The sequence below is a fragment of the Vibrio sp. 1402 genome (assembly GCF_033340275.1).
Genome location: NZ_JAWOWE010000413.1, coordinates 1 through 616, shown reverse-complemented (window position 1 = coordinate 616; position 616 = coordinate 1). Strand labels below are relative to the sequence as shown.

Below are 616 nucleotides of genomic sequence, written 5' to 3'. Positions count from 1 at the left end.
TTTGAGAGATTGCTTCGCGATACGGGAAAGCGCTTCGAGACTGGAAACGTCCACATAGTTTGGGCGAAACGCGAGGGCTATTCTGCGGTGAGGGCCGGGCTCATTTAAATGCACTGCCGATAATACTGGGTAGTGCGTGACGAGCTGTTCCAGTGCCATTTCCGGGATCAAGGTTGTGCCCATTCCACTCATTACCATTTGAATTAACGTGTTTAGGCTGGTGGCACGGTATTCCTGATTGGAGGTTTGTTCAGAGAGGCGGCAGGCATCCAAAATATGATCTTTGAGGCAGTGGCCTTCTTTAAGCAGCATGAGGTTGGTTTCTTGTAGTTCTTCGGACGTAATGCTGCTTTTGTCTGTGTGCATTTGCCCATCGAGCGCGACCCAGTAAAAGTCTTCTTGCCAAAACTCTAACGTTAACAAGCCGTCACAAGGGTAGGGGATGGCCAGCACGGCCGCGTCAATCTCACCGCTGTGAACCATGTCGACAAGGACATGCGACTGTTCTTCGACGATGTCTATTTTCGCGTTGGGGTACTGCTCTTTTAAGGTGAGTAACAACTTTGGCAGAAGATAAGGTGCAATGGTCGGGATCATGCCTATGGACAACGGAAAG

Annotated in this window: 1 protein-coding gene; it reads right to left on the bottom strand. The window is 50.0% G+C overall.

Going from position 1 to position 616, the window contains the following annotated elements; all coding sequences use genetic code 11:
* On the bottom strand, positions 1–609 hold a 609-nt coding region (locus R7044_RS26395), incomplete at its 3' end, for a LysR substrate-binding domain-containing protein (protein ID WP_225456137.1).
* Between the last annotated feature and the right edge of the window lie 7 nt (positions 610–616).